This is a genomic window from Nostoc sp. DSM 114167 (assembly GCF_052692655.1).
On record NZ_CP195116.1, the window covers coordinates 2,772,807 to 2,798,250 of the forward strand.

Here is a 25,444-nt window from a genome sequence, read left to right on the forward strand (position 1 = left end):
TAATTCCTGTTGTAACGTTTTATAAACAAGCTGTATTACCTTGATTTTGTAGATTAATTCTTATAAAATTTGAATTAAGTAGATTAAGCATTGACAGTTTATTTCTACTAATAAACGAAATTCATGGCAATCAATACCTTCGCCAATTTACGAGTATTAGTCTAGATCAAACCTAAGATTTTACAGGCTTGTTTTTTGCCTTATAGCAACAACAAGCGTGTAAAATCTTGTGTGGTTCTTGTAGAAGGAATTTATAGTATCGTGTCCGTTTGGATTAGGGTTTTACGTTTTGCTTAACAGTCAACCACGGTCTTGTGTTGGACTATTTCGCCAAAAGTTAGACGACCTCTATTTTTTGCGAAGGTATTGATAGCGATAAAACTCAATTTATCAAAGGAGAATACTCGTGTCTTATCTCACAAAGCTAAGTCAGTCACCACGTCTAATAACTCTTGCTGTTTGTAGTGCGATGTTGGCTACAATTCCCATTGATGCTGCTTTTGCAAGGCCAACCTCTCCTAGTACTTATCAAAATTCTTGTCGGAACATTGGTGTTTCTGGAGATATTCTAACAGCAAGCTGTCGTAGAATAAATGGCACATACAACCTAACATCAATTCGGATTCGGGGAATCGAGAATATTGATGGGAAATTGAGGTATACTGGTAGCTCCACAGCCCCTAGCACTTATCAATATTCTTGTCCGAGCATTGGTGTTGCTGGAGCCACCCTATCAGCAAGCTGTCGTAGAATAAATGGCACATACAACCCAACATCAATTCGGATTCGGGGAATCGAGAATATTAATGGAATCTTGAAGTATTCATAGGTAGCAAGTAGGAAGCAATTAGAGACAGCTTTGCTGCCCGAACCTTTTGAGTAAATGAACTACCCCACCTGAATTTTAAAATCAGGTGGGGTAAGCTAATGCGCCTACATATTGCACTCTTTTCCGTTAAGACCGTCATTAGTCATTAGTCATTTGTGTTTACTAAGGACAAATGACAATTGACTTAGGACAACTTTCACCAGTTGATGTGCTTTTCTTTTTGCGTAATAGCTTAATTCACGTGCGGCAAACACTACGTGCTACGCAAAGCTGTAACAGGATTTAGCTGACTAGCTCGTAGAGCCGGGAGAAAACCAGTGCCGATCCCCCGCCAATAGCGCCGACCTCAATAGACCTCTTGGCATTTGTGCTTTTTGCACTCTTGGAGAAAAGGGAAAAGGTTAAAGGGAAAAGGGACTTTTGCAGTACCTTTTCCCCTTCCCCTCGCCCCTTATCCCCAGAGGGGACCCCACCTTCCCCTTTTCCCGACAAATGCCAAGAAGTCTAATGACAAGGCTGCTATTCTGACTTATGCAATCTAAAGCTGAGGTTATATTTAGTACCTCATGGTCGTAGTTTAAGCCCATTGCACAGGATCTAATTGATAGTAACGTTGTAATTGCTCATAAAGTGCCGGATATTCGGATAACAATTGGTGTGGTTTCTCAAAGAATGTCTCAGTCGCTACGGCAAAAAATTCTGCGGGATTTGTTGCGCCATAGCTATCCATTACCGTCTTTGCACCTTGTAGAACATCATTGCAAAGTTGCTGATATGCTTCTGTCATAACCTTCGCCCAAATAGCATAGTCTGAGTTGTTTTGCAGTATCGGAACTCCTTCAGCTTTACCATCTTCTTGATCTAACTGATGGGCGAATTCATGAAGTACAACGTTACGTCCATCTCTCCAGTTATTAATGTCTTGTTTCACTTGTTCCCAAGACACTACTACTTGATCGTTTGTCCACGATTCACCTAGTCTGGCCACACGCCTTTCCTCAACAACATATTTTCCAACGGAATTCGTTTCCTGAACAAAATAAGCGTTGGGATACACCAGAATTGAACGAAGTCTGGGGAAGTACTGCCCACGTTCATTTAATAGAAGTAAACAAGCGACAGCAGCAACACTCAATTTCATTTCCTCTGTCACCTGTAATCCTCTACAGCCAATAAATTGCTTTTCTGCTAAGAAAACTTGAATATGTCCCTGAAGTCGTCTGAGTTGATCGGGAGAAAGACACAGATAAATCGGAAGATTATTTTCAATAATGGCATTCCAAAGTGGGGGAAAAGGACGATGTTTGAGACGGTTTCTTCGCCTTTTGACTCTAACGGGATTGACTAAAATCCCAATCAGAATCAGCCCAATGATGATAAATACAACTATTGTTTGAATCATTGACTTCTGAATAGATTACATATTTAAGTCACTGGTGAGCAGAAAATTTAGATAAAATGATTGTTCTTATTGTGGCTCAATCACTCAAATTAAATGGGACTTTTCTTGCTTTTAGGGACTTCCAAGAAATAAATTATCCACTCTTGTGGGGTGGGCGACACGAGCGCCCGTTGACAGGGACGGACAAGATGTCCACCCCACAATAAAAGTTGTATATTTTTTTATTTGTCAGTCCCTTACAAAGTTTCATAATCCCACATATCACCGTTATTGAATCAGAATTATGCAAGATTGAACCTTGGCAGAAAGGCTGTTTTGAAGTCCTTGCTCAACTTTGACAATCAGTTTGTCAAAAGCTTCTTGATTTGCTGTTAGTTGTTCTTGAAGAACTTTCTCTAACTCAGGCTTTATTTGCTCGCATATATCCTCAATTTTTTTGTCGCTCAAAAAATTAGAACGAATCCAACTAGGTACATCTACATTTGTCTTAATTACTTCTTGAACACCCTTACGATTTAGCTCCATTCCTGCTGCCATCAACGAAGCCCCATATACTAGTGCAATCGGCCAGGTTAAATGCCCAGTTAGGATGAGAGTGATAATGCTAGCCACAGCGCCTCCACCAATTACTATATTGACGATAAATGCTACTGTCTCAGCCAGAATAGCATCTCCAATTTGTAATTCTGGGTTAACAAAAGTTGGGTCAATACTATCCTGGAACCTTAAGCTGCTTCTAGGTATCTGAAACTTTCGACAGATTGGATCGGTTTGTGCGGCTAAATCAGATTGGATTTTATTGCTAAACCAAGATGTGCATTGATGATTAATTATCTGCACGGCACGTTCGCTTTTGAGCCACTGTTCAGCCCGACCGATCAAAGCTGTTTCTAAATCGGCTAAAGTCCGTATTTTGTTTTTTTGCCAATCTTTTAAACCTGGTTTAACTGCGTTGACAATCAAACCATCTGCCAAAGGCTTAGTTAGTGATGCGATTAACTCTGGAATATGCCTTTCAATCAAACCTTTAAGCTGGTTCGAGGTAAATAGTTTGTTCACTTCTTGCTTAAAAGCAGCAGCACGCAGATCCCATCTGCCTACTCTTGCTAAACCCATTGCAATGCACCGTTCCGGTTCTGGATCGGGGCGAAGCAGCGTTTCGGGTTCGGGAAACATTTCTTGACAAAGAATGTGCGTAAACTTCATGCGAGATGCACCGCCAGTCATCAGCACAAGTTTCGGCACGATTCCACGTTTTTCTAGCTTTTCTTTTGCTTCCTTTAAAGAGTCACTAAATGATTTAATCCAACTATGATTTTCCAGTTCAGGTAAGGGTTGATTTAAAATTTCCTCCATCATCAATTTATTAACTTGGGGAATAAAATAAATCTGTTCGTTGATCGACTCGAACCCACGCGCAAAGGATTCAGGATCGCTGTATAACTGTTCATTAGAAAAGTAATCTTCTTTAGCTTTGCGGCAAGCAAGTTCACAACGAGCTTGGTGATGGGGATATTCCTGAAATACTTTTTCGAGTAATGCTTTTTGTTCGTGGTTGGCGAGAGTCCGAGCAAAAATAGCTTTGTCAATTAGGGATGCACCTAAAGTATTACTCCCGAAATCTATCGGGATTTCTTCTAAGCTTTTAACCAGAGTAAAATCTGTGGTTGAAGAACCAATATCGACAATTAGCACCGAGCCAACAAGTTTGTCATACTCCAACTTCCCGGCTTCCTTGGCTTGCATGAAAGCAGCCCGCGATTCAGGCACAACATTGAGTTGGGGAATACCAGCTTCTTGAAGTAGCTTTTGGTATTCGGTGCGATCGCTAACTGACCATCCTGAAGGGCAACCAATGTAAAAATAACTACTTTCACCACCTGCAAGTTGTTTAGTTTCTTTCAAAAGGCGGTAGTAGGTTGCTACAAAAGTGCTAATTGTTTCTCGATATTTGGGATCGTTGTTAGGTTTTTGCTTGAAAGAGATTGTCAGTTGAGTAACGCCAGCTTGAATTAATGCTTGTTCCCCAACAAGATAACCGAGTTTGGGATGCCAGCCAAGAGCTGTAATTTGGTTTTTTTTGTTATTAATTTCCAACATCTGGGGAGGTTCGATGCTTTCCACGATCGCTTTCGCTACAGCCGTTTCACCGTGTCCCAAATCAAAACCAATTGTTTCTAAAATTTCCATACTTTTATTATCTATTATTCTCTAGCAGAGGAATATGCTGGTTCAATTACCCTACCGCGCCTAATTAAGCGATCGCCTTTCAACAAAGCTGGCGTTAGAGTCACGTGTTCTTTGGTATCGGGGTCAATACTTGGCTCAAAGTCAAAATATTCGCGATCGCTATTCGATCGGTAAATTTGAGCGTTAATTCCCTGAGACATTAAAATCTGTGGCAGAAGTTTCGCCAGTTCATAAGCCATTTGGGGTTTATCAAGTTTGGATGCGCCCATTAGTCTTTGGAGAAAATTCAATAACTCTGGCAATTCTTCTATTGCTAAATCGCCTTCATGTTTATTTGATTCTTCTACTCTAGCCACTGCTAGGTCGATAGTGTTGAGAGCATCGCCAAGGTGATCTAGAAATACTTTGCTATCAACCCGGAGAATCGCTTGAGGTAATTCCAATACTCCTTCAGATATAGAATTATTTTGCTGGTTGTTTGATTCGAGTTTAAGTACAATTTCTAGTCCGATCAGTAGAGAAGTTAATAAGATAGCCATCCACGCACCTGGGTTAGTTTTAGTTAAAGAAAACAACGAACCTAAGATGCCTATATAAATTAGTCCCTTTAGCAGTTTCAGGATTAATCTGCTGCTAAACAACTTTGTCCCTGTATTAGTAATTTGTCTTTGTTCTGTTGGAGCAACTTGAAGATAGTTAGCCGCAGCCAAAGTGGCGATGGACTGCCGCAGCGTATCCAGGAAAAAGGAAGCCAGACGAACTTGAGCCAAATTCAGCTTTTCAATGTAAATTCTTTCGAGATGATCGAGTCGGTTTTGCACCAGTTTAACTATTTGCTCAATCCCGATTGTGTTATCAATATCTATCTGGAGTTGGTTGCGTTCTTCGCTAAAAAGTGAAGTAATTGTTTTCATTGCATTGATTAAGACTTTAACGTTATTAATTAGAAGTGAAATGAACACTCGTTTTTTCATTTCACTCGGTAATCAGATAATGACGAAATAATTCATAATTATTAATTATGAATTAGGTTGATTGCAAATTACCCCATCAAAAGGAGGAGCAGAATGTTTATCTGCGTCATTGCAGACTACGGTACAGGAGATCCGGCATTTACTGAAGTCACACAACGTCTGCTGATGACTTTTCCCCATGCTCAAATTCATTTGCTTTCGGTTCCAGCATTCAGTACCTTAGCAACGGGATTCTGGATTGCCCAACTCGGACTCAACCCTGGCCCTAGCGATCGCCTAATTTATCACAACTGTGCGCCTCGTCAGGACGATCCTGAAGCTCGTCGAGATAATGAAGGTGAAGGGTTAACTTATGCCCTTCTATCTAATGGTGTAAAAGTAGTGGGTGTGAATGCAGGCTACACCCTCTCCTTTATCAAAGACCATACAAAGGAGTTGCGAGTCGTCAACGTTTCCCGTGGTGGTTCGCAGTTTCGCTCACGAGATGTATTTCCTCCAGCTGCGGCTGCGGTTATGAATGAAGATTTTAGCATTCTGGGAGATAGCCTCAAGAGCGAGCAAATCCCAGATGTTCCACCAGATCGCATTGCCTGGATTGATGGCTACGGCAACATTAAAACAACTATTGGGGCGCATACAGTTAACTTGGAGCCTCAAAGCAAGATCGTCATCCGAATTGGAGATGTGGTCAGTGATGCAGTGTATTCTGATGGCAGTTTCAAGGTGTCTGAAGGAACTTTAGCCTTTGCTCCTGGTAGTTCTGGTTGGTCAAGAGGTGATTCCGGAGAACCATTGCGCTTTTTAGAGCTATTTTTGCGAGGAGGGAGTGCTTGGGAACGCTTTGGTCGTCCCCGTGTGAATCAGCAAGTAACTCGAATTGTCTGAAATCGGGTAATTGGCTTGTGTTACTGTCAGTAGACCGAAAATTTTTCCAGAACCCTTACCAGCCGTTGATTAGAGTTTAGAAACACAATTTGCCGGAATTTTGTTAGAGTCTGCTTTTCCAGAAACGAGGTTGTTGGTGGTTTAAGGGTGCATTACAAGCATAAACGCAGCTCGCACTTCGACACCTTTCGGCTTCGCGGTAGTTGAATCTCGACTTCGCTCGATTACCGCGCAGTCGAAACTCAGGGCAAGAAGCTCAGTGACCATCGTAGACATCGCGATCGTCAACATCAAAACCTGTCTGAAACCCTGATTCTTTCGTCAATAAAAGTTTTCGATCTACTGACATTTAGTCTTACCGTCAGTCATAACGTGTTATTATTTGCTTCGAGATTCCTAGCTGTTTGTTCTGATAAAATACAGTGCTTGTTTTTGTTATCCCACTCAAAAGTGCACAAGTTTCCAATTCCTGGGAGCGTGTTACACAATTATTTGAAAGATGTATTAAATCAGTTTGCAATCAAACCTCACCTAACTTTCACGTTATTGTTGTTTGTAACGAAAAGCCCAAAATAGAATTCACTCATCCTCATATTACATACATTACAGTTGATTTTTCACTTCCAAACGAGCCTACCCCTGTAGCCAAAGGAGATACAGATAAAGGGCGTAAAATCTTAAAAGGATTGATGTATGCGCGTCAATTTTATCCCACTCACACTATGACAGTTGATGCTGACGATTGTGTGAGTCAAAAGTTAGCGAAATTTGTTCAACAACATCCTGATTCTAATGGATGGTTTATAAATAAAGGTTATAAATATCAAGAAGGCAATAATTACATCTATATCAAAAGAAGCAATTTTTATAAAATGTGCGGTACTTGTAATATTATTCGATATGATTTGAATGATCTACCAGAAACCGCAGAATATAATCGTGGCTACGGATACTATAAATATTATATAGACCACGCTAAAGTGAGAGAGATTTTAAAGAACAAAGGAAAATCCATTAAATCATTACCATTTCCAGGTGCAGTTTATATTTTGGCAACAGGAGAAAATCTTTTTGAAAATTCAAAAAGATTAAGATTTAGCATTTTTAATCGTAAATTATTAAATCAATCATTGAGAGACGAATTTGGATTATACAATCTACAGCAATCCAAAGAGATTTATCAACTATCAGAATTGTAAATTTTTTGGGAAAAAAATCTCATAAATGGTCTTATACAATCTGTTAGCAAAGTGTAACGCACCAAAAGCTTGAAATTGTGCCGTAGTTTCTGCGCTAACACAACGCCAGTTACTACAACGTAAAGCCTTCTCTTTTCCCAAAGTGAGACGCTACGCGTAGCTTGCTTCCACCAAGTGGTAAGGAGAGGTTTGTCTGCAATCATTGGTGTCAACTTAACGTAAAAACAAGTCTAGAACTAGCTTTTAGATTGCCTCGTTCCCAGTCTCCGACTGGGAATGCTCGTCTTTGAGGCTCCGCCTCTCTTGCTGGTGGCAGCAGCCCAATTGAAGTGCATTTCTAGCCAGAGGCTAGAAACAAGGTTTTAAAGGAGTTTCAGCTTAAGTTGACACCAATAATCTGCAATACGCCATACGTAGGTTGCTTCCCTGTAAGGGTACACCAACAGCATGACTTCTCTACGAGAGGCTGCGCCAACGCTTAGAGCAAGTACTCAAGCGTCGGAAACCTCCGCAACGCACTGGCCCACTACGTGTATTTTATAAATCAAATATTAGTCCTATATAATGGAGTCTTTTGCGAGGCTGATAGGCTACAGTGCCACTATGCCAAAATTTAAATCAAAATCTCAGCAATCTAAAAAATCAAAATCGAAAAAGCAGGCTAAAAAGGAAACTTCTACCCTTAGTCTCAAAGAACAGTTAGCCCAAAAGCGCAAATCTGCTCAAGTACGTAAAGAACTTACTAGTTTACTCACCACCGCCGTTTTTGGCGGTGTCTTCGTTGGCATTCTACTTTTTTTCGTAGCTGGAATTAAAGCAGCAGTCCCTGGTGTGTTAGGGATAATAGTCATGTCCCTTTCCTACAAATATCCGCGCCAAGCCCTATATGCCTTCATCATTTACATACCTGTGGGAGGTACTGTCACCTACTACTTGGGCAATAGTCCCATACTCCAATTAGCTAAAGATGCCTTTTACGTTCCAGCGCTAATTGGACTTTGGCAGACTTGCCGTAGACAGGGGCTACCGATAATTATTCCCAAAGGCATTAAAATCCCACTTTATATTGTTTTGGCTTGCAGTCTGCTAACACTGTTGTTTGTTAATGGTGGACAACAATTTAACCCGCCTAGTGCAGGACTATTAGAAAAAGCACCCCCAGAAATACCATTAGGTATGGGAATTCTGGGACTAAAAGTATTTTTAGGCTATGTCCCCCTGATTGGTTGTGCCTACTATCTAATTCGCGATAAGCGGGATTTTCTATTTTTATTGCGCCTCCAGATTGTCCTCACACTGATTTGCTGCGCGCTAGGATTTATTCAATATTTTTTACTACTAACTGGTGTATGTCAGGGTACTAGAGGTCTTGAAGGAGATGCTTTATTTAGAGCAACACTCGAAGCCCGATGTTATTTTGGTGGAGCGCTAGTATATAGTCCCGAAGAAGGAGTTATTCGCCTACCAGGGACATTTGTAGCTCCTTGGCAGTGGGCTTGGTTTTTAATTTCTAGCACCTTTTTTACCTTTGCCACCGGCTTCACCGATCCCTCGCCAATATGGCGGATTATCGGTTTAGCTTCGATAGCGGGAGTCTTTATCGATGCTGTAATCTCTGGGCAGAGAATCGCCTTAGCTTTAGTACCAATCTGCTTCGGGATTTTGCTATTGCTTACCGGACAACTTGGCAACCTGAAACGATTTATCCCCATAGGCGTGGGACTTGCCTTCATTCTGGGAATTGCGATGGTGACTAACCCTGCTGTCGTACAAGAGAGAACCGAGAGTTTTGTCAGTCGTTGGAACGCTTCACCACCTCAAGATTTTATCATCCAGCAGTTTGAAGAAAATTGGAAAAACGTAGACGGGCCATTGGGAAGCGGCTTAGGACGAGCAACAAACTCTGCCCGTGTGATGGGCCAAACTAAACTTGTGGAAACCTACTATCCCAAAGTACTTTATGAAGTGGGAATTTTTGGATTACTATCATTTTTGGGTTTGGTAACAAGTTTAACAATTCTGGGCTTTAAAACCTATCGCTCGATAAAGAACCGTAATTTCCGTAGTTCCGGAGCCGCTTTGTGGGTGTTTATATTATTTATTAGCACCAACACTTACTACTATCCTCTGGATGTCGATCCTGTTGCTGCCTATTATTGGTTTTTTGCGGGAGTTCTTTTTAAGTTACCAGAACTGGAGAAACAAGATAAGGAAGAAGCCAACCCCCAACAAAAAAAGAAGAAACGTTTAAAAACAATTTAAACGAAATAAAAATGGCCAAAGATATGATTGGAGGTCAAAAATCCCTCAGTATTTCAAACCTACCTCGAAATTCTCGCCATACACTTATTTTTCGATGATACTTATTGATAGGTAAGTAATTTCGTAGTCAAAGAGAGGAATGAAAGTGAGGTTTTTCAAAATCCGTGAAAATACAGTATGTAAATTAAAGCAATAACCACTTACTGAATTTCATGAAAATTAATTTCTACAAGGCTATTATAGAGACAGTAAAATTACTTAAATAAAATTTATGAATAATTGGCCATTAGTTACTGTAGTTATTGCAACCTACGGACGAGAAGAAGCGCTACGGGATAGCATTGTGGATGTCTTAAAACAGGATTATCCAAATTTTGAAGTTTTAATTGTAGACCAAACTCCAAAACACCAACCAGAAATTCAAGCCTACTTAGAAGAGATGGCAAAGGCAGGTAAAATTAAATGGTTGCGCTTAGATTGGGCAAGTTTACCAGGGGCGCGGAATTATGCTGTCCGGCGGTCATCTGGTGAAATAATATTGTTTATTGATGATGATGTTCAGTTAACCCCAGGATTGTTAGCAGCCCATGCAAAAAATTATGTGCAAAATCCAGAGGTGGGAGCTGTAGCCGGTCGGGTCTTTGACAGAATGAAATTAGGTGATTCTAGAGGAGATTTAGAGATTGAATATCTGCCTCCCGAAGCTATGGACCCAGGAATTGCTTGGTATCATATTGATTTAGTACATACCATCAAACCCCAACAAGTACTGACAGCGAGGGGCTGTAATATGTCATTTCGCCGCGAAATCTTTACTAAGTATGGATTGAGGTTTGACGAAAGGTTTCGCGGTAGTGCAGTACGCGAAGAGTCAGATTTTTGTTTGCGGGTAAGACAGACGGGGTATAAGATTTGGTACGACCCAGAAGCCCATTTGGTGCATTTAGGCGAAGAAACAGGGGGTTGTCACGATATTAGTATGCGATCGCTAAAATATCAACTCACCTTTTACCACAACCATTTTTTACTAGGGCTGAAAAACCTCACTGTTACTCAAGCTTTACGCCTATACGCCCGTTTATTTGACTGTCACGTTCTCGGACGCCCACCTTGTCACAAAAGCGGTTCCCCGATAAAAATTGCCAGTCGCTCTATTTTCTACACTTTGGGTTTTTTCAAAGCCTTGGGTACTGTCATTCAATCACTTTGGAATGATGGTCAAATTTACAGTCGATTGGATGAACAAGTTTAGCTAGGAGTTAGGAATTAGGAGTTAGTGAAGGACAAATAACAAATACTTCGACTACGCTCAGTACAAGTGACAAATGACAAATGACAATGAAAATTTTAGTTGCAAGTCACACTTATATCGTAGACCTTAACTGTGAAAAATTACGCGCTTTATCTCAACTAGAATCTGACATTGAAGTGACAGTTGTAGTCCCAAAGCGCTGGAAACCAGGCGGTGTACAAAACAGAATTATTGAAACTGAATACCGTGATGAAGGCAGATTTAAAATAGTTCCAGTTTCTAATTTTAGTCAAAATCATCAGGGACTTCTTACCTTTGGCGCTGATTTGATATCTTTATTAAAACAATTTCGCCCGCAAATCATCCAAGTCGAACAAGGTTCTAGAGCCTTGGCTTATACTCAAATGATTGCCTTAAATCAGCTATTAGGACTCAAGTCCAAAAATATATTTTTTACCTGGTGGAATCTTCCTTATGAACTGAAACTACCAATTTATCTATTAGAAAAATATAACCTTAAGCACAGCCACGGGATTATTTCTGGCAATCAAGATGGAGCAGAAATTTTGCGGCAGCGGGGATATACAGGTGCAATTAAAGTCATGCCACAACTGGGTGTAGATGAAAGTTTATTTACTCCCAAAGTTCAACCAGAGTTAGCAGCTAAGTTGGGCATTGAAAAAGAAGATTTTGTAGTAGGTTTTGTAGGGCGATTTGTGCAAGAAAAGGGTTTATTAACGCTTTTGCAAGCTTTAGCTATTTTGAAAAATAAACCTTGGAAAGTACTATTATTGGGACGAGGAGAGTTGCAAAGTGAATTAATCAAAATTGCGGCAGAAAACAATATTAAAGAAAGATTAATTTTGATAGAAAGTGTTCCCCATGATGAGGTTGCAAGTTATATCAATTTAATGAGTACTTTAGTATTACCTTCAGAAACAACTTATAAGTTTAAAACCTTAACTTCTGCTGGCTGGAAAGAGCAATTTGGTCATGTGCTAATTGAAGCAATGGCTTGCCAAGTTCCTGTAATTGGTTCTGATTCTGGGGAAATTCCCTATGTAATTGGCGATGCTGGCTTAGTATTTCCTGAAGGTGATGTTCAAGCTCTTGCTAATTGCTTAGTTCAATTAATGGATAAACCAGATTTTGCTCATACTCTCGGTGAAATGGGTTATCAAAAAGCAATGATTCAATATACAAATAAAGCTTTGGCTAAACAGCAATTAGAATTTTATCAAGAGTTAGTCATTAGTCAGTAGAGACGCGATTAATCGCGTCTCTACATTGGTCATTAGTGAATAATAAATGACAAAGGACAAAGGACAAATGACAAAGGACAAAGGACAAAAGACAAATGACAAAAAAATGAAAGTGTTACAAATTGTCCCCTCAATTTCTCTAATTTACGGTGGGCCGAGTCAAATGGTACTTGGATTAGCTCCGGCGTTAGTCAAAGAGGGAGTAGAAGTTACAATTCTTACAACTGATAGTAATGGCGATAATGGTCAAACACCTCTGGATGTCCCTTTAAATCTCCCAATTAAACAAGATGGCTATGAAATAATTTACTTTCGCTGCGCACCGTTTCGTCGCTACAAATTTTCCCTCGATTTATTAAACTGGCTAAAACGTCATGCTCATGAGTTTGACATAGCACATATTCATGCTTTATTCTCGCCAATAATTAGTGCTGCTGCTCTTGTGTGTCGTCAGCAAAAGCTACCTTATATTTTCCGTCCTTTGGGTACTCTCGATCCGGCTGATTTACAGAAGAAAAAGCAATTAAAACAGCTTTATGCCGCAATTATAGAACGTCAAAATTTAGCTAGTGCCGCAGCAATTCATTTTACCAGCGACCAAGAAGCTAAAATATCAGAAAGATTTGGAGTATCTACACCAGATTTGGTGATTCCCTTGGGTGTGATTCCCCGTCAATCTTCTGTTAAAAATGTATACAGTCAGTTAGAAATACCAAAGGATGTACCATTGGTGCTGTTTATGTCACGAATTGACCCGAAAAAAGGGTTGAATTTGTTGATTCCGGCGCTAGAGAAGCTATTAGCGATTGGTTATAAGTTTCATTTTGTCTTAGCTGGGACTAATCCCCAAGAACCAGATTACGAACAAAAGATAATATCTCAAATTCAAAATTCACCATTGCGATCGCACGCTACAATTACAGGCTTTGTCTCTGGTGAACTCAAAGTTAGTTTACTACAAGCTGCTGATTTATTTGTCTTACCTTCTTACTACGAAAACTTTGGGATTGCTGTAGCTGAAGCGATGGTTGCAGGTGTACCTGTAGTCATTTCTGACCAAGTGCATATTTGTCAACAGATACGTGATAGCGAGTCGGGTTGGGTAGGTGCAACAGATGTGCAAGCACTAGTAGAGTTATTGCAAGAGGCTTTGCAAAATCCCCAAGAACGCCAACGACGGGGATTAAACGCTCAAAAGTATGCCTTGCAAAATTTTAGCTGGGATGCGATCGCAAAGCAAACAATCAAAGCCTACCAAAAAATTCTCACAAATAAATGAATTTAACAAGAAAGAATTCAGGAGTCAGGAGTCAGAACTCAGAATTGAATTCTCTGCGGCTGGTAGAGGAATAAATGGTTAAACACCACACCAAAAGTCCCTAATTAAAATTGCATTCTGAATTCTGAATTCTGACTTCTGACTTCTCTTTTAATCCAACGCAGATAACAGCAGTTTTTGCCAAATAGGTGCGAGAATTGCTTTGACAACGATATCCGCAATCACAAAACTAATTCCAATCAACATATAAGTTTTCGGAAAGGGAGACTTTGGAACTTCCCCTCTGATGCGAGTTATTAGATTTAATCCTAATGCAGCTAAAGCTACCCCAGTGGCGATAAACCCGATTATCCGCAAAATTGACCACGGATACCACCCTAAAATAGCTGCTAGCCAGGGTTTAGCACTAACTTTTACTAATTCTGCAACATAAAAATTCATGTAGTTCAGCATCCAAGTGCCGAATATCAATGCCGCACTACTTAAGGTGACAACGCAGAGAATACAAAAAATTCCGTATTGCAATAAATGGTCTGGTAAAAATAAACGGATTGTTCCTTCCATACCTTCTCCCGTGCGAATCCAGTGGAACATTTCTGTAGTGTATGACTGTCCGCGAAGAATAACTTTTGCTGCTGTTTCTGGTACGATTGTTGTTACTATAATCACGGCAATACTCTGCAAAACTCCCCACAGTAACATCCACCAAAAAGCACTTTTATATTCTTGACGACGCACTTGTAAAAAGAAAATGGGATAGGGGACAGCAGCACCTAAAATCGGCATCAACTGGGGAACTCCAAAAACAAAACTTGCTGTTGTGCTGAGGATAACACCAATCACTAAAAAGATTACTATCATCATAAGTAATTCAAAATTCAAAAATAATAAATATATTTGTAGTTTTTATTCTGACTATTTGCTTTATAGCGTTTCCCAGGCAACTGAGGTACACCTAAGTCTTGCTCACCAAGGTTAATAGCTTTAAAAACGTACCTCACTAGGTCGGGAACCGCTATATAACAATTGAATTTGTAATAAACCTCATCTATGTTGAAACCTAGAGTTTTTTAAAAGATATATTGATGTAGGTTGGGTGGAGTGAAACGCAACCCAACATTACCACCAAATTTTATGTTGGGTTACGCTATCGCTGCACCCAACCTACTTATCTCGCAGTTGTGCTGAGGAGAACACCAATCACTAAAATTATTACTACGATCATAATTAGTTTATAATTCAAAAATCATAAACATAATTTGTACCCTTTCTTCTCAATACTTACATTATAAAAATTAAAATTTTAACAGTTTCAAAACTTATCAAGATATTGTATCTATGCCAATAAAGGTTCCCGTAATTCTGCAATAATCTGGAAATATTATTAATCAAGAAGCCTAGACCTGCAATGGCTTGTACTCAGCTATTGCCCTGATATTTGGAATTCTCTATGTAAAGAAAAACCTCTAAAAAAACATATTAATTAAATGCATATATGTGTACTTTAGTCAATATAATTCTTGCAAAAGTCCGGGAAAAGGGGAAGGTGGGGCCCCCTCTGGGGATAAGGGGCCTTTCAAGGGCAGGCTTTTAGGCTTTCGATAAATAGTTGAGAATGTTCTCAATTATTGAACGTAGTTTTAAGTTCTCAGACAATGGTTTTGGTTTTAAAATCCCAAAAATTTGTCTAATCAAAAAAACCTGCCCCAGAAAGGGATAAGGGGCGGGGGAAAAGGGTAAAGAAACTCAAAATCCTTTCCCTTTAACCTTTACCCTTTCCCCTCTCTTGCAAAAATATATTTTTGCAAGAGGTCTAATAGTTTTTACCTCTCTTTCGTCCCTTATCCGAGAGCGCTGACAACCTAAAATTTTGTTTCAAACTGCTAAAGTCCGACTGAGAAATAGGGGTTTTATGTCATGATGGCATAGCATACTAGAATATATATGCCTTTCTAACTACAGGGAATCTCTCATGGCTCTCCGTCTAGGTGACACAGTACCCAACTTTACGCAAGCCTCAACACACGGCGACATCGATTTTTACCAATGGGCAGGTGACAGCTGGGTTGTGCTGTTCTCTCACCCTGCTGATTTTACACCTGTTTGTACAACAGAACTTGGCACAGTTGCCAAGCTCAAACCAGAATTTGACAAGCGCAATGTTAAAGCGATCGCACTCAGCGTTGATGACGTAGAATCCCATAAAGGCTGGGTGGGAGACATTGAAGAAACTCAAAGCACCACTCTGAACTACCCAATTTTGGCAGATGCAGATCGCAAGGTAGCCGATCTGTACGACATGATCCACCCGAATGCTAATGCGGCTGTGACAGTGCGATCGGTTTTCGTGATTGACCCTAATAAGAAACTCCGCCTGAGTTTCACCTATCCTCCCAGCACAGGACGTAACTTTGACGAACTTTTGCGGGTGATTGATTCTCTGCAATTGACTGATAATTACAGCGTGGCGACACCAGCTGACTGGAAAGATGGAGAGGATGTTGTAATTGTCCCTTCACTCAAAGATCCAGAAGTACTAAAACAGAAATTCCCCAAAGGTTATGAGGAAATCAAACCCTATCTGCGGATGACTCCTCAACCTAACAAGTAAATCTGAAAATGATTTCGGATGAAAAATAAAGACGCCAAGATATAACTTTGCGTCTTTGTTTTTTTGCGTGAGAATATAGTCAGTGGGCTAGCATCCGAACCTGGAGGAAATGCCGATGTTTTCATCCCCTTTGGTTTTGCAAATTCCGTCATCAATGCAAATGACAGATGAACAATTTTTTGAATTCTGTCAGGTGAATCGTGATTTACGCATTGAGCGAAATCAATTCGGAGAATTGGTAATTATGCCTCCGACTGGTTCAGAGACAGGAAACCGAGCAGGTAATATCTCAGGACAGCTATGGGTGTGGTCGGAACAAGATGGTACAGGTATAACTTTTAGCTCTAGTACCGGATTTAAGTTATCAACAGGTGCAGAACGCTCTCCAGATGCTTCTTGGATTAAACTAGAACGGTGGAATTCTCTGTCTCCAGAACAACAGCAAAAGTTTGCTCCTATTTGTCCAGATTTTGTAGTTGAACTCAAATCTCCCAGCGACAACCTCCAGACTTTGAAAGAAAAAATGGAGGAATATATGAATGAGCCAGGAATACAGTTAGGCTGGTTAATTGACCGTAAGCAGCGTAAAGTTTATATTTATCGTCCTGGATTGCCAGAGGAATGTTTAGATAATCCTGCTAGTGTAAGCGGCGAGTTGGTATTGCCTGGGTTTATTTTGAATATGAGTAAAATTTGGTGAGAAAATTTTATCGAAACAGAATACATAATATTACTGGTTGTACCAAGCTTTTCGCCACTGTTGCATTTGTTTAATTTCTATATCTTGGGCTTTAACAATTTCTTGGGCTAATTTCTTGATTTCAGGACGCTTAGACTTAGTTGAGGCATCTTGCGCCATTGTTACAGCACCTTCATGGTGAGGAATCATCGCATTGATAAAGCGCAGATCGAATTTGGCATCAGCTGCACCTAAATCTTGACTCATCATCATAGTTTTCATTTGGTCAGATGACATTTCCATCATGTGGCCCATTTGATTGTTGTAAGCCATTGGTTGATCTCCCGCCTTGGGATACCAAGCTTGTCGCCACTGCTTCATCTGAGTGATTTCTTGGTTTTGCGATTTGATGATATTGTCTGCTAGCTTTTTGATTTCAGGACGTTTTGATTTCTGCTGCGCAACATTCGCCATTTCCACAGCCCCTTGATGGTGCGGTATCATAGCGTCGATAAATCGTAAATCAAAATTAGCATCGGCTGGGCCTAAATCCATTCCCATACTGTGATTCATCATGCCACCACCATGATTCATCATCTGCTTGTCATTAGCATTGCTAGTGGTTTCCTTTGGCGCTTGGCTTTGGTTCTGGGAAGCAGTATTGCTACAGCCTGTAATTAACCCACCAGTTGAAGCGATCGCAACAAAAGTTAGCGCTAAAAAGCCATTCCTGAAAAATAGCAGTTGCATAAATCTTACTTAACATATTTCTAATTTTAACGATCTAATAATCCAATGAAATTAAGATAAAATCTAAAGATTACCGACAACTTATTTTTACAAAGCCGGGGATTTTGTTTCTCATTGCACTAATTGCTCATGCCTATACTCGGTACATAAGAGATTTATCGGGTTTCCGAGCGATCGCTAATGTCTGAACCTGCTACTGTAGAATCGATTGTTAACGGTATTTGAGAAGACTAAGTTATTTTGAACAAGAACATTTACGTGCCGAAGAGGCAGAAGAACGCGCTAAACAAGCAGAGCAAGAAATCGCTCGACTGCGGGAGGCTTTACGTATACAGGGCATCGACCTAGAGAATATTTGATGACATTAGGAAATTAATTAGATGCATTTTCAAGTTAAAATCTACTAATCAGTATGTAAAAAAGCGTAATCTTCTGAAAGTAGGGCATCGTTTGCAAGCAACAGAAATTAAGGATCGGTTAAAGTCCCTTATCGAGCAAGCCTCCTCGATAGATCATAATCTAGCGAGAAGATTAGATGAAATCAATCGTTGGGTAAAAGACATCAAGCCAGGTTCTCTGACTGCAAAACCCTTTGTAATTGCCTTTCTGCTAGAGGTAATTACAGATTCTACAATTTGGCTGATGATTAAATCCTTACCTTCAGAAGAAGAACAAAAAGCAAAGTTCGAGATGATGACGCCGATTGAGAGATATTGGTATGGTTATCTCTTTCCCAGATGGTTCAATGCAAGTGACTCCAAGTTTTATATTTGGAAACAAAAATTGATGGCAGGCGAGTTTAATCAGGTTGATAATGATATCATTAGATCGATAGCTCAAGATATTGTTCAGCGAGAAGGTAGTTTTTGGCAGCGTTATATAGCCGACCTTTCTATGGCAACAGATTTAATTGTTAGTCGTAACAATCAACCACTGTGCATTCAAGTTACCAGTGTTAGTGAAGAACTCAATCATCAAAAGTACGAAGCTTGGCAAAATACACTGCGATCGTGGGAAATCGAGAGGGGGCTGTTTTTAAGTTACAATCCCAAAGATACTAATTTTGTCAACCAGTTAGTCAACGTGGCCCTGTATAACAGTGATTACCTTTCTGGTGGCAAATATTTAAAATTTTAGTGACTTTTCAGGAATTTCATATTTCAGATTTGTGTCTAGCCTATATACTTACGTGCTAATTACAGCTTTTATGCCTAATAAGAGAGAAACTCACTGCAACAATCAAGTAGATACATTTGCTGAAGCTTTAGCGACGGCGCGACAAATGCAGCAGAACTGGTTAACTTACGGTGTTGATTTTGTCAATATTTACGTTGAAAATGTGGAGGGAGACTGGCTAGAAACGTGGGGACATGATGAAATATTAGGTAATTTTCAATTAGATACTATTAAAGAATTTCTGGTAAGTAATGATACTGTAGCTGTGAGGGTAAGAGAGCATTTAGGAGAGCGATCGCTGTTTGATTTTGCAGTAAACTTAGATGAAGTTTGGAAAATTTCCCAAATAGATGACAGGCTATCTGCTGTGAGAAGCTTGTTAGCTGGTGAAGGAAATAGTGTTGATACAAATGATATCAGATTAGTGGATTTAGCAAATAGTCTACTAGTAAAGTTGACAGAGATTTTGTGAAATTTAGAATCACAGCAGCAGACACAATAAACCGTTTGTAGAGACGGCGATTTATCGCGTCTTTGTCATAACCAGGTTCATATCCCCCTCATCCCCTTTGTGGAATCTAAACATCTGTTATTGTATCCATCAATGAAGATGTCGCTAGATAAGGTAGGATATTTTGGAACCAATCACAGCAAGTGCGATCGCAACTCTCGCTTTTACCAAAGCATTTGAGCAAAAAAATTGTAGGTTGGGTGGAGGCTTTGCGTAACCCAACCCAACATATATAGGAATCCGATTTGATTCCTGAATCACTCGTAGAGACAGGGGACAGGGAACAGGTAAAAAGGAATAAAAGTGTACTGAGTTTTTTCAGAAATCAAATATGAGTCCTATATCTGAAGTTTTGATAAAACGGGCAAGACGAACTGGTAACTGAGCATCGACAATAAATTTCATGAGGCGATTCGATGAATGCTTTTGACTTGGCACAGTCGAGCGGCAAATAACAAGACAGCCAAAATATCTTTAGATTCTAAATCTTCATAATCTGCCAAGATTTCCTCAGTAGTCATGCCAGAACTGAGCAGTTCCAAAATAAACTCAACTGGATAACGAAGTCCTCGAATGCAGGGTTTACCGTGGCAGATATTTGGATTATGAGTGATGCGTTGTAGAAGTGTGTTATCCATAAACTCTTACCATATTTTTGTTCTCATCTTTTAATTTTAGATGCGAACTAACAGCAGTCCATTGCGATCGCACTAAGCTAGATGTTAAAACTTTGGATGTATTGACTTATACGCAAATTACCCCACTCTCGCTGCGATCGCACACATTTAACCCTCTTCAAAATGCACCATAACCACGTTAAGCTGAATTAGAGTGGCAATTTATTGCGCTTTTTAACATGCAAATCTCTGTTTGAGTCAAAATTTAATTTTTTCTGCTTGAGAAACCCGGAATGCTAGACCGAATTTTTGATTACCTCGACTTTCATTTCACCATTGAAGCCCCGATAGTTCTGCTGATCTTGGTGCTTTTAGAGGCGCTGTTATCTGCCGACAATGCCATCGCCCTCGCGGCGATCGCTAGGGGGCTGGAAGACGAAGAACTTGAGCGTAAAGGACTCAACTTTGGTTTAGTCGTTGCTTATGTGCTGCGAATCACCCTGATTCTCACTGCTACTTGGGTACAACAATTCTGGCAATTTGAATTATTGGGCGCTGGTTATCTGCTGTGGTTGGTATTCCAACACTTTACCTCGGAAGAATCCAATGACGAACACCATCACGGGCCGCGTTTTAATTCGTTGTTGCAAGCCATACCCGTGATTGCATTTACAGATTTGGCATTTTCTTTGGATAGCGTGACAACTGCGATCGCAGTTTCTCAAGAAAAATGGCTAGTGCTAACGGGTGCAACAATTGGTATTATTACGCTGCGATTCATGGCGGGATTGTTTATCCGTTGGCTAGACGAATACGAAAACCTAGAAGACGCAGGCTATGTAACTGTCGCCTTGGTGGGCTTACGTTTGTTGTTGAAAGTAGTTAACGATAGTTTAGTTCCACCAGAATGGATCATGATTGCTGCCATCTTCCTGATTTTAGGCTGGGGATTTTCTAAGCGCGTTAGTACTGAATTACCCCAAGTAGAACCGGAAAAGAGCGAAGTCTCTAAATAAGTGAGGACGAAGGAAGAGTTAGGAGCCAAGAGTGAGGAGTTAGGAGTTATTAATTATTATGAGTTTTTAACTTTGGGACTTCCAACAAATAAATTCTCCAATCTTGTGGGGTGGACATCTTGTCCGCCCAAGGCTTGGGGCGCTCATGTCACCCACCCCACAAAAAGTAGTTGAGTATTTTTTTATTTGGAGTTCCCTTTTAACTCCTAACTCCTAACTTTTAACTCCTAACTCCTAACTTCTAACCCCCCATTACTCGTGCAACCAAGGCGTTAAGTGTGGTTGCCAACTGACTAATTCTTCATCCTTAAACCATAGGGCTATTTCCCGTTGCGCGGTTTCTTGAGCATCAGAACCGTGGATTAAGTTGCGACCAATATTCAGACCAAAATCGCCCCGAATCGTTCCCGGCTCTGCTGTTAAAGGGTTCGTCGCACCAATAATCTTTCTAGCAGATGCCACGACACCATCACCTTCCCATACCATTGCTACCACTGGGCTAGAAGTGATAAATTCGACTAGACCAGCAAAAAAGGGACGTTCCCGGTGAACATCATAGTGTTGTTCAGCCAATTCTCGACTGACTTTTAGTAACTTTAAACCAACTAGAGTAAAACCTTTAGTTTCAAAGCGACGGATAATTTCCCCCACTAGTCCCCGCTGTACTCCATCAGGTTTAATTGCTAAGAATGTGCGCTCCATTACTATCTCCCAAAGCTTAATAAAGTTTTTATCTAGTCAATTGTCCTTTGTCCTTCGTCCTTTGTCGTCCTCTGTCTTGAGTCTAAGGGTTTTGCACTAATGACCAATAATCAATACTTCGACTACGCTCAGTACAAGTGACTAATGACTAATGACTAATGACTAATAACATACGACTCTTGACCAATCAGAGTTTATCTCAGAAATTATCCTTGGGTGCATATACGTTCCTAAATGAATGCGCTAAATTGTTAACTCGTGGGTGAAAAACAGAGGTTAGGAAAAAATGGGTGTTGAGTCAACTGCTACATCTGACGAGGTGGTACAAGTACCGTCCAATGGACAAAAAGAAGTGAAAAATCACAAGCAAAAAAAACTGTTACCACCGAGTTCTACCACAGGAGATTTACCTCGCTCCTGGAAAATTGAGGATAGCGAAGCCTTGTACCGCATTGAAGGATGGGGACAACCTTATTTTTCCATTAACGCTGCTGGTAACGTTACCGTCGCACCCAAGGGCGATCGCGGGGGATCTCTTGACTTGTTTGAATTGGTCAATGCCATGAAGCAGCGCAACTTGGGACTTCCCATGTTGATTCGCTTTTCTGATATTTTGGAAGACCGGATTGAGCGGTTGAATGCTTGTTTTGCCAAAGCGATCGCTCGCTACAATTACCCTGGTGTCTACCGTGGTGTGTTTCCCGTCAAATGCAATCAAGAACGGCATTTGATTGAGGATTTAGTCAAATTTGGCAAACCCCATCAATTTGGTTTAGAAGCCGGTTCCAAGCCAGAATTAATGATTGCTCTAGCTGTGTTGGATACACCAGGAGCATTGTTAGTTTGCAACGGCTACAAAGACCGAGAATATATCGAAACGGCAATGTTAGCCCAAAGACTAGGGCAAACACCAATCATCGTCTTAGAACAGATTGAAGAAGTTGATTTGGTAATTGATGCCAATCGCCAGTTAGGTATTAAACCGATATTAGGTGTTCGTGCTAAACTCAGTACCCAAGGTATGGGACGTTGGGGAACCTCTAGTGGCGATCGCGCTAAATTTGGTTTGACAATGCCTGAAGTCATCGAGGCTGTTGACAAGTTACGCGAAGCTAACCTGCTCGATTCTTTGCAGTTGATGCACTTTCACATCGGCTCACAAATCTCTGCCATTAATGTGATTAAAGATGCTATCCAAGAAGCCAGCCGCATTTATGTGGAATTGGCAATGCTGGGAGCGGATATGAAATACCTTGATGTTGGTGGCGGCTTGGGCGTAGATTATGATGGCTCCCAAACCAACTTTTATGCATCGAAAAATTACAACATGCAGAACTATGCCAATGACATCGTGGCAGAGTTAAAAGATACCTGTGCAGAGCGGCAGATTCCCGTACCAACACTGATTAGTGAAAGTGGACGAGCGATCGCTTCCCATCAGTCGGTACTGATTTTTGATGTTCTTAGTACTAGTGATGTTCCTCTCGACAACCCAGAACCTCCACAAGAGGGAGAATCCCCAATTATTAATTATCTTTGGGAAACTTACCAATCCATTAACAAAGAGAATTATCAGGAGTTCTACCACGACGCAACACAATTCAAAGAAGAAGCCATCAGCCGCTTCAACTTAGGAATTTTACGCCTTAGAGAACGAGCCAAAGCCGAACGCCTTTACTGGGCTTGTTGTCAAAAAATTCTTACCATCACTAGACAGCAAGAATACGTACCCGATGAACTAGAAGACCTAGAGAAAATCATGGCTTCCATCTACTACGTGAATATGTCAGTGTTTCAATCGGCACCAGATTGCTGGGCGATCGATCAACTATTCCCGATCATGCCAATCCACCGCTTAGATGAAGAACCAACACGGCGGGGAATCTTAGCAGACCTTACCTGCGACAGTGATGGCAAAATCGATCGCTTTATTGACCTGCGCGATGTCAAGTCGGTTTTAGAACTGCACACCTACAAGCCCGGAGAACCCTATTATTTGGGAATGTTCTTAAATGGAGCTTACCAAGAAATCATGGGCAATTTGCACAACCTGTTTGGCGACACCAACGCCGTTCACATCCAATTAACGCCCAAAGGCTACCAAATTGAACACGTTGTCAAAGGTGACACCATGAGCGAAGTAGTAAGCTATGTCCAGTATGACTCCGAAGATATGGTGGAAAACATTCGCCAGCGCTGCGAGAAAGCATTAGAAGAAAAGCGCATCACCCTAGCGGAATCTCAGCGACTACTGCAAACCTACGAGCAGAGTCTTAGAAGATATACGTACTTAAATAGTTAAGAGTTAGGAGTGAAGAGTTAGGAATAAAGTTAAGAGTTAGAAGTGAAGAGTTAGGAATAAAGTTAAAAGTTACAAGTGAAGAGGGAAACATGAAATAATAACTCCAAACTCCAAACTCCTAACTCCTAACTCCTAACTTTAATTTGTATTTGTCCCCAACAATTCCTCTATCGCTTGTCGCTCAACAGGGGTATGTGATGGCGGTGTCTGACGGGCATCGGTAATCAGCCAGTCTAAAGCAGCAGCTTGAACATCGATCGCAGCGCCGGTTTTATCTACGCAATAACGTCCAAATACCAGCTTATCGACTAACCGGATTCCAGGGCCCAGGCGCGACCATTCAAAAATGACGCTGTTTTCCACTGTTGCACCACTACATATCCAACAATTGGGGCCAATCATGGCTGGGCCGACAATTTTAGCTCCGTCTTCGATTCTCGTCATCCCACCAATATAAACTGGGCCTGTAATATCCACTTTGTCCCAATTTACGGCGACATTTAAGCCAGTGTAAATACCAGGGGCGACTTCATGACCAGGAATTTGCACATTCTTGATTTCACCCAGCAGCACGCCGCGAATCGCCCGCCAATAGTCTGGGACTTTACCAATATCTACCCATTCAAAGTCCATAGGAATGGCGTAAAAGGGGGCTTTGATTTCTACCAATTTGGGAAACAATTGGCTACCAATGTCATATTCAACATTAGAGGGAATATAGTTAAAAACCTCTGGCTCAAAAATGTAAATACCTGTGTTGATGTTGGTGCTGAGGGCTTCTTCAGTTGAAGGTTTTTCTTGGAAAGCTTTGACACGTCCCTCTTCGTCAGTCACAACCACACCATAGCTAGAAACTTCTTCCTTCGGAACAGATTTAGTGATAATAGTAGCGATCGACCCTTTAGCTCTATGCCATTTAACTGCCGCAGTTAAATCCAAGTCAATTAAAGCATCACCACATAAAACTACAAAGGTATCATCAAAAAACGGTGAGAAGTCTTGGATGCGCCGCATTCCTCCAGCAGAACCTATCGCTTCCCCCACCAGTTTTCCGTCGTCATCAATTTTCCCTTCAAAGGAATAGGCAATTTGCACCCCAAACCGCTGACCATCACGGAAATAGTTTTCTATTTCCTCAGCCAAATGACTAACATTGACTAGAATCTGGTCAAATCCATGATGGCGTAACAGTTCTAGCAAAAACTCCATCACTGGCTTTTGCAGGATGGGCATCATCGGCTTGGGCATAGTGTACGTAATCGGACGCACGCGAGTACCCTTGCCAGCCGCGAGAATCATCGCTTTCATAAAAATTTATTCCTCAACCACAAGCCAGTTTACTTTCATCGAGTGATACTTAATCATCAGTTTTGATTTCTGCTCTAAGTCATCCCCCAGAATAGGGATAACAGGAACTTAGCGTTTATTACAACCATCGATATACTTAGATGACAAGCGATCGCTTATCTTTTCAATTTACTCGGATTTTGGGGCTGAATCAAAAATCTATGACAATCTAGGCAGCAGCTATACTGGAGCCAGGAGG

At 40.8% G+C, this 25,444-nt stretch carries 22 protein-coding genes; 14 read left to right on the forward strand and 8 right to left on the reverse strand.

Translation table 11 applies throughout. From position 1 onward, the window contains the following. Positions 1–406 precede the first annotated feature (406 nt). Positions 407–829 carry a mannose-binding lectin gene (locus tag NSTC731_RS11865; RefSeq protein ID WP_445630976.1) on the forward strand — a complete coding sequence of 141 codons (423 nt, stop codon included), beginning with the start codon at positions 407–409 and terminating at the stop codon, positions 827–829. A gap of 577 nt (positions 830–1,406) precedes the next feature. On the opposite strand, the gene NSTC731_RS11870 is transcribed toward NSTC731_RS11865, so the two are convergent. From NSTC731_RS11870 to NSTC731_RS11880, 3 genes are all read right to left on the reverse strand, one after another. Then, entirely contained in the window at positions 1,407–2,231 is an 825-nt protein-coding gene (locus tag NSTC731_RS11870) for a M90 family metallopeptidase (RefSeq protein ID WP_445630977.1), read from the reverse strand. A 267-nt stretch (positions 2,232–2,498) separates the two neighbouring features. Further along, positions 2,499–4,421 (reverse strand): Hsp70 family protein, encoded by a 1,923-nt coding sequence (locus NSTC731_RS11875; RefSeq protein ID WP_445630978.1) that lies wholly within the window; start codon positions 4,419–4,421, stop codon positions 2,499–2,501. 14 nt (positions 4,422–4,435) lie between these two features. Continuing rightward, positions 4,436–5,335, reverse strand: a complete 900-nt coding sequence (locus NSTC731_RS11880; protein WP_445630979.1) for a hypothetical protein — start codon at positions 5,333–5,335, stop codon at positions 4,436–4,438. Positions 5,336–5,488: 153 nt separating this feature from the next. Here NSTC731_RS11880 and NSTC731_RS11885 point away from each other — a divergent pair, with 153 nt between their 5' ends. The 6 genes from NSTC731_RS11885 (at position 5,489) to hpsP (ending at position 13,534) form a co-directional block, all read left to right on the forward strand. After that, positions 5,489–6,280, forward strand: coding sequence for an SAM hydrolase/SAM-dependent halogenase family protein (locus NSTC731_RS11885; RefSeq protein WP_445630980.1), 792 nt, complete (start codon positions 5,489–5,491; stop codon positions 6,278–6,280). A 422-nt stretch (positions 6,281–6,702) separates the two neighbouring features. Further along, positions 6,703–7,479: a glycosyltransferase family 2 protein gene (locus NSTC731_RS11890; protein WP_445630981.1), complete on the forward strand. Its 777-nt coding sequence runs from the start codon at positions 6,703–6,705 to the stop codon at positions 7,477–7,479. A 603-nt stretch (positions 7,480–8,082) separates the two neighbouring features. Then, positions 8,083–9,741 (forward strand): hormogonium polysaccharide biosynthesis protein HpsL, encoded by a 1,659-nt coding sequence (hpsL, locus tag NSTC731_RS11895; RefSeq protein WP_445630982.1) that lies wholly within the window; start codon positions 8,083–8,085, stop codon positions 9,739–9,741. A 271-nt stretch (positions 9,742–10,012) separates the two neighbouring features. Then, positions 10,013–10,993: a hormogonium polysaccharide biosynthesis glycosyltransferase HpsN gene (hpsN, locus tag NSTC731_RS11900; RefSeq protein ID WP_445630983.1), complete on the forward strand. Its 981-nt coding sequence runs from the start codon at positions 10,013–10,015 to the stop codon at positions 10,991–10,993. Between the two features lie 86 nt (positions 10,994–11,079). Further along, entirely contained in the window at positions 11,080–12,255 is a 1,176-nt protein-coding gene (hpsO, locus tag NSTC731_RS11905) for a hormogonium polysaccharide biosynthesis glycosyltransferase HpsO (protein WP_445630984.1), read from the forward strand. 106 nt (positions 12,256–12,361) lie between these two features. Further along, the gene (gene hpsP / locus NSTC731_RS11910) at positions 12,362–13,534 is read left to right on the forward strand and encodes a hormogonium polysaccharide biosynthesis glycosyltransferase HpsP (protein ID WP_445632071.1); all 1,173 of its coding nucleotides are present in this window, start codon (positions 12,362–12,364) and stop codon (positions 13,532–13,534) included. 150 nt (positions 13,535–13,684) lie between these two features. Here the strand turns inward: hpsP and NSTC731_RS11915 are convergent, their stop codons facing one another. Continuing rightward, positions 13,685–14,398: a hypothetical protein gene (locus NSTC731_RS11915; RefSeq protein ID WP_445630985.1), complete on the reverse strand. Its 714-nt coding sequence runs from the start codon at positions 14,396–14,398 to the stop codon at positions 13,685–13,687. Positions 14,399–15,506: 1,108 nt separating this feature from the next. On the opposite strand from NSTC731_RS11915, the gene NSTC731_RS11920 reads away from it, so the two are divergent. Both NSTC731_RS11920 and NSTC731_RS11925 read left to right on the forward strand, forming a co-directional pair. Next, positions 15,507–16,145: a peroxiredoxin gene (locus NSTC731_RS11920; protein ID WP_094348143.1), complete on the forward strand. Its 639-nt coding sequence runs from the start codon at positions 15,507–15,509 to the stop codon at positions 16,143–16,145. Positions 16,146–16,260: 115 nt separating this feature from the next. After that, complete coding sequence (locus tag NSTC731_RS11925) at positions 16,261–16,845, forward strand: Uma2 family endonuclease (protein ID WP_445630986.1); 585 nt, start codon at positions 16,261–16,263, stop codon at positions 16,843–16,845. 30 nt (positions 16,846–16,875) lie between these two features. On the opposite strand, the gene NSTC731_RS11930 is transcribed toward NSTC731_RS11925, so the two are convergent. Next, positions 16,876–17,574 carry a DUF305 domain-containing protein gene (locus tag NSTC731_RS11930; RefSeq protein ID WP_445630987.1) on the reverse strand — a complete coding sequence of 233 codons (699 nt, stop codon included), beginning with the start codon at positions 17,572–17,574 and terminating at the stop codon, positions 16,876–16,878. Positions 17,575–17,795: 221 nt separating this feature from the next. Here NSTC731_RS11930 and NSTC731_RS11935 point away from each other — a divergent pair, with 221 nt between their 5' ends. The 3 genes from NSTC731_RS11935 to NSTC731_RS11945 all read left to right on the forward strand — a co-directional run bounded on the left by NSTC731_RS11935 (position 17,796) and on the right by NSTC731_RS11945 (position 19,222). Then, the gene (locus tag NSTC731_RS11935; RefSeq protein ID WP_445630988.1) at positions 17,796–17,933 is read left to right on the forward strand and encodes a hypothetical protein; all 138 of its coding nucleotides are present in this window, start codon (positions 17,796–17,798) and stop codon (positions 17,931–17,933) included. Positions 17,934–18,024: 91 nt separating this feature from the next. Further along, complete coding sequence (locus NSTC731_RS11940) at positions 18,025–18,711, forward strand: hypothetical protein (protein WP_445630989.1); 687 nt, start codon at positions 18,025–18,027, stop codon at positions 18,709–18,711. Between the two features lie 70 nt (positions 18,712–18,781). Beyond that, positions 18,782–19,222 (forward strand): hypothetical protein, encoded by a 441-nt coding sequence (locus NSTC731_RS11945; RefSeq protein ID WP_445630990.1) that lies wholly within the window; start codon positions 18,782–18,784, stop codon positions 19,220–19,222. A 440-nt stretch (positions 19,223–19,662) separates the two neighbouring features. Here NSTC731_RS11945 and NSTC731_RS11950 read toward each other — a convergent pair whose 3' ends face one another. Beyond that, complete coding sequence (locus NSTC731_RS11950; protein WP_445630991.1) at positions 19,663–19,899, reverse strand: DUF433 domain-containing protein; 237 nt, start codon at positions 19,897–19,899, stop codon at positions 19,663–19,665. A gap of 272 nt (positions 19,900–20,171) precedes the next feature. On the opposite strand from NSTC731_RS11950, the gene NSTC731_RS11955 reads away from it, so the two are divergent. Beyond that, positions 20,172–20,894 carry a TerC family protein gene (locus tag NSTC731_RS11955; protein WP_445630992.1) on the forward strand — a complete coding sequence of 241 codons (723 nt, stop codon included), beginning with the start codon at positions 20,172–20,174 and terminating at the stop codon, positions 20,892–20,894. A 252-nt stretch (positions 20,895–21,146) separates the two neighbouring features. Here NSTC731_RS11955 and ndk read toward each other — a convergent pair whose 3' ends face one another. Then, entirely contained in the window at positions 21,147–21,596 is a 450-nt protein-coding gene (ndk, locus tag NSTC731_RS11960; RefSeq protein ID WP_322670768.1) for a nucleoside-diphosphate kinase, read from the reverse strand. A 286-nt stretch (positions 21,597–21,882) separates the two neighbouring features. Between ndk and speA the strand changes: the two genes are divergently transcribed. Beyond that, complete coding sequence (gene speA / locus NSTC731_RS11965; RefSeq protein ID WP_445630993.1) at positions 21,883–23,898, forward strand: biosynthetic arginine decarboxylase; 2,016 nt, start codon at positions 21,883–21,885, stop codon at positions 23,896–23,898. Between the two features lie 138 nt (positions 23,899–24,036). Here the strand turns inward: speA and NSTC731_RS11970 are convergent, their stop codons facing one another. Then, positions 24,037–25,206, reverse strand: coding sequence for a sugar phosphate nucleotidyltransferase (locus NSTC731_RS11970; RefSeq protein ID WP_445630994.1), 1,170 nt, complete (start codon positions 25,204–25,206; stop codon positions 24,037–24,039). Between the last annotated feature and the right edge of the window lie 238 nt (positions 25,207–25,444).